Genomic DNA, 4,535 nt, shown 5'->3' on the forward strand with positions numbered 1-4,535 from the left:
ATCTCGACCGCCTCGATGCGGCCGTTGCCGCTGGCGATGCCTTCCGGCAGCTGCCCGTCCTTGGAACGCTGCCACGCATAGTAGCCGGCTGCTCCGATGGCGATCAGGGCGCCGAGGATCAGCCATCGCGGGGAAACCTTCATAGCCGGCCTCCGGTGTTGCGCGATACGTCAGGTTCGGCTGGCGCCAAAAGCGCCCCCTCGAGATGGACTGGCGCCGGAGACAGCGGCCCCGAAGCGGAGAAGGGAAGGAACCTTGCCGAGGCAATTTCCCGCCGCCAGGCGCCGATCTGTTCGGCACTTAAGGTAATGCCGTCCATGTCAGGGGAACTCCGTTCAGGTTGCCAAGTTGGCGCGACCAAAACAGAGACCGGCTGCGGCGACCTTGATCGATGTCAATTCTGGGAGAAGGGGTCGCTGTGAGCGTCGGGACCAGGGCCTGAACGTTCGCCGGGCTTCTGATCGGTCAATGCATTATGGCGAGGACGATACCGTGCCGACGCGGTCGAGAGGAGCTGTTCGGCGGCCGGAGCGTCAGACAAATCGCGGGAAAGCGTCCGCATCGGGCGCGTTCGCCCAGCTTTGCAATGTCTGTCCGCCGTCGAGCAGCCAGTCGACGCCGGTGACGTGGCGGGCATCGTCCGAGGCCAGGAAGGCGACGGCGGCGGCGACATCCTCGGGCTGGCCGATACGGCGCAGCGGAATGCGGTCGGCGAAACGGCGAATGCCGGCTTCATAGGCTGCCTGGTCCCGCGCCGGCACGCCCAGCCGGGTCTCGATGACCCCGGGGCAAATCGCGTTGACGCGAATGCCATAGGCAGCGGCGTCGAGGCCGCGATCCTGGTCAGGCCGACCACGCCGTGCTTGGTCGAGGCATAGCCGGCGCCACCGGACAGCACGTCCCAGCCGGCCATGGACGAGCCCATATTGACCACCGATCCCTTGATCTTGCCAGCGATCATGGTCGCCACCGTCGCGCGCAGGACGTAGAACATGCCGTTGAGGTTGATGCCGACGATGCGTTGCCAGTCCTCGGTGCTCAGCTCGTGGACCGGCGCGACCTTTCCGGAAATGCCGGCATTGTTGAATAGCACATCGATACGGCCGAAGCGTGCGGCCACCGCCTGGACCATGCCTTCCGCCGACGCCGGGTCGGCGACGTCCACCGCGAAGGCTTCGTCGCGATCGCCGAATGTCGTTGCCAGGGCCTCTGCACGGGTCCCGTCGAGGTCGGCGACGGCGACTGTCGCGCCTTCCTCGACGAAGCGGCGCACCGCCGCGGAGCCGATGGCGCCGGCGGCGCCCGTCACCAGAACGATCTTGTCCTTGAAGCGCATCTCTTGCCTCCAAAAGCCGGATGCCGGTCAGCGATAGTCGCGCCATGAGAAGCGCGGCTCGAATCCCAGCGCCGCTTTGGCCGCCGAGGTGTCGATGAAGGCGGCGTTGCCATCCAGCGGACGCGTGATCGGAACGTCCGGATAGGCTTGCGCCGCGAGCGTTGCGCCGGGCACGTCCATATAGCTGTCCCACACCGATGCCGACACCGATCCTCTACGACTGCGATCCCGCCACGACGCTGCCATTGCGCTGGTCATGGCGCATCGCTCGCCCGACATCGAGCTTCTCGGCGTCACCACGAGATGTGGCAACGCGGAGCTCGAGAAGACAACGGACAACGCGATCCGCGTGCTTGATTTCCTCGGCGCCGGCGATGTGCCGGTCGCCGCCGGCTGCGCGCAGCCCCTGGCGCGGCCGCTGGTTCTGGGCACCGCCGATGGCCCGAGCGGGCTCGAAGGCTCGCCCTATCTGCCGCAGCCCTCGCGCGGGCCGATCAAGCAGCATGCGGTGGACTTCCTTGCCGAGAAGCTCGCGGCATCTCCGGAACCGCTGCTGGTGGTGGCGACCGGCCCGCTCTGCAACATCGGCCTGCTCGTGCTCAAGCACCCGCACGTGCTGCCCAAGATCAAGGAGCTGATCTGGATGGGCGGCGTGTTCTATCGCAAGAGCGAGATCATCACGCCGACCGAGTTCAACGCCTTCTGCGACCCCGAGGCCCTGAAGCTGGTGCTGGACGCCGGGGTGCCCATCACCATGATAGGGCTCGACGTGACCATGCAGGTGCTGATCGAGGCGCCGCAATACGAGGAACTGGCCAGGATCGACACGCCGCTCGGCCGCGTGGTCATGGACTGGCTGAAATTCTACGAGAAGCTGCACCGCAACTCGATGGGCGTCGGCGGCGCCATGCACGACCCGCTGGCGCTGGCGCTGGCGATCGATCCGACGCTCGTCCGCACGCGTCCGGCGCATATCGGCGTCGACCTGTCCGGCAGCTACACATTCGGCGCCACGGTGGCCGATTTCTGGCATGAGCGCGGTGAGGAGGACAATGCGCGCATCGCCTATGAAGTCGATGCCGACCGCTTCTTCAAGCTGATGTTCGATTTGCTCCGCTAAAGCATGTCTCCCGAAGTGGGAACCGGTTTCGGGATCAAGACATGCGTAAATCAAGAACCTAAAGCGCATGGAGCGAATCTGAAAGATCGCGACGCGCTTTAGGCCGTCGGAAGGCTCACCGCTCCAGGCAGATCGCGACACCCTGGCCGCCGCCGATGCAGAGCGAGGCCAAGCCCTTCTTCGCTCCACGCCGGACCATCTCGTGCAGCAGCGTCACCACGATGCGGCAGCCGGAGCCGGCCAGCGGATGGCCAAGCGCGATGGCGCCGCCGCTCATATTGATGATGTCCTCGTTCCAGCCCATCTCGCGATTGACGGCGATGGCTTGCGCGGCGAAGGCCTCGTTGATCTCCATCGCGTCGAGATCGGACGCGCGCCAGCCGGCCTTGTCGAGCGCGCGCCGCGAGGCCGCGACGGGACCGAGGCCCATGTCCATCGGCTCGACGCCGGCAGAAGCATAAGAGGCGATGCTGGCGAGGGGTGTCAGGCCGAGTTCCTTCATCCGCGCCTCCGACATCACAAGCACCGCGGCGGCGCCGTCGTTGAGACCGGATGAGTTGCCGGCCGTGATCGTCCCCGCCGCATCGAAGACCGGTCTCAGCCGGCCAAGGCCTTCCATCGTTGTGGAGGGGTTGGGATGCTCGTCACGCTCGATGACGACATCGCCTTGCCTGGCCTTGATCGACACAGGCGCAATCTCGTCGTCGAACCTGCCAGCCTGGATGGCGGCGTCCGCCTTCTCCTGCGAGCGCAGCGCGAACCTGTCCTGTTCCTCGCGGGTGATCTGGTAGCGCTGCGCCAGCGCTTCGGCGGTGACGCCCATATGCACCTGATGGAAGGCGTCCCACAGACCGTCGGTGATCATGGAATCCTTCACCGTACGGTCGCCCATGCGGATGCCGGCGCGCACCCCGTGAATGACATGTGGCGCCGAAGTCATCGAATCCTGTCCGCCGGCGATCACGCAGTCGGCGTCGCCGCAGCGAATGGCCTGGGCGGCGAGATGGATCGACTTCTGCCCGGCGCCGCAGACCTTGTTGACGGTCATGGCGGGCACCCGACCGGCAGGCCGGCCTTGAGAGCAGCCTGCCGGGCTGGATTCTGCCCGGCGCCGCCGGTCAGCACCTGGCCCATGATCACCTCGCCGACGGCATCGGGCGCAAGCTGCTTTTCGGCCAGCATCGCCTGGATAAGCTGCGCCCCCAGCTCCGCCGCCGACAGACCGGCGAACGCGCCGTTCAGCTTGCCGATGGGCGTCCGCTTCGCGGCAACGATGTAAAAGGCGTCCATGTCTGTTCCTCCGGCAGCGCGGTCCGCTTGGGCGTGATCGCCGCTTGACATTCTGGTTATAACCAATAATCATGAAATGCATCGGCAGGCAAGGTCGCGGCAAAGAGCCCGGCCTGCATTGCGGGAGGAAATCCATGTCATCCGTGCTTTGGACGCCGGCGCCGGCCGCGTTCCAATCGTCCAATCTTGCGCGCTTTTCGATGGCCAACGGCTTCGATCCGCGCGACTACGAGACGCTGCATCGGCTGTCGATCGGCGATCCCGGCGCCTTCTGGCGGGCGCTGTGGGATTTCGCCGAGGTCATTGGAGATCCGGGCGGGATCGCCTTCCTGCGCGACGACAATGCGCCGATGACCGGGAGTCGCTTCCTGCCGGAAGCGACACTCAATCTCGCGGAAAACCTGCTGCGCGGCGATGAGGAGAGGGTTGCTCTCATCGAGGTCGACGAGAGTGGCCATTTCCAGACCATCACACTGGGCGAATTGCGCCGGCTCGTCGCCAGGACGGCGCATGGCCTGCGCGCGGCCGGCGTCGGCAAGGGCGATTGCGTCGGCGGTATCCTGCCCAATCGCGTCGAGGGCCTCGTGGCGCTTTTGGCGACGCTTTCCGTCGGCGCCGTCTGGTCGTCCTGCTCGCCTGATTTCGGCGCCGCGGCGATCGTCGACCGCCTCGGCCAGATTGGCGTCAAGGTGCTGTTCGCCGCGCCGCGCTACCGCTATGCGGGCAAGGAGCACGACATCTCCGCCAGGCTGGCCGAGATCGTCGCCGCGATGCCGACGGTGACGACGC

The 4,535-nt window shown here is 66.2% G+C and carries 3 protein-coding genes and 2 pseudogenes; 2 read left to right on the forward strand and 3 right to left on the reverse strand.

Annotation, left to right across the window (positions count from 1 at the left end):
- Positions 1–394: 394 nt before the first annotated feature.
- Together EOA24_RS28400 and EOA24_RS41890 are read right to left on the reverse strand one after the other, a co-directional pair.
- Positions 395–1,336, reverse strand: a complete 942-nt coding sequence (locus EOA24_RS28400; protein WP_348633086.1) for an SDR family NAD(P)-dependent oxidoreductase — start codon at positions 1,334–1,336, stop codon at positions 395–397.
- Positions 1,337–1,363: 27 nt separating this feature from the next.
- Positions 1,364–1,516, reverse strand: a complete 153-nt coding sequence (locus tag EOA24_RS41890; RefSeq protein ID WP_189354292.1) for a hypothetical protein — start codon at positions 1,514–1,516, stop codon at positions 1,364–1,366.
- A gap of 17 nt (positions 1,517–1,533) precedes the next feature.
- Between EOA24_RS41890 and EOA24_RS28405 the strand changes: the two are divergent.
- A pseudogene (locus EOA24_RS28405) lies at positions 1,534–2,456 on the forward strand (nucleoside hydrolase).
- Between the two features lie 115 nt (positions 2,457–2,571).
- Here EOA24_RS28405 and EOA24_RS28410 read toward each other — a convergent pair.
- Positions 2,572–3,746, reverse strand: a pseudogene (locus EOA24_RS28410) (acetyl-CoA C-acetyltransferase).
- 134 nt (positions 3,747–3,880) lie between these two features.
- On the opposite strand from EOA24_RS28410, the gene EOA24_RS28415 reads away from it, so the two are divergent.
- On the forward strand, positions 3,881–4,535 hold a 655-nt coding region (locus EOA24_RS28415), incomplete at its 3' end, for an AMP-binding protein (RefSeq protein ID WP_145992551.1).

The sequence above is a fragment of the Mesorhizobium sp. M2A.F.Ca.ET.039.01.1.1 genome, from assembly GCF_003998035.1.
Taxonomy (GTDB): domain Bacteria; phylum Pseudomonadota; class Alphaproteobacteria; order Rhizobiales; family Rhizobiaceae; genus Mesorhizobium.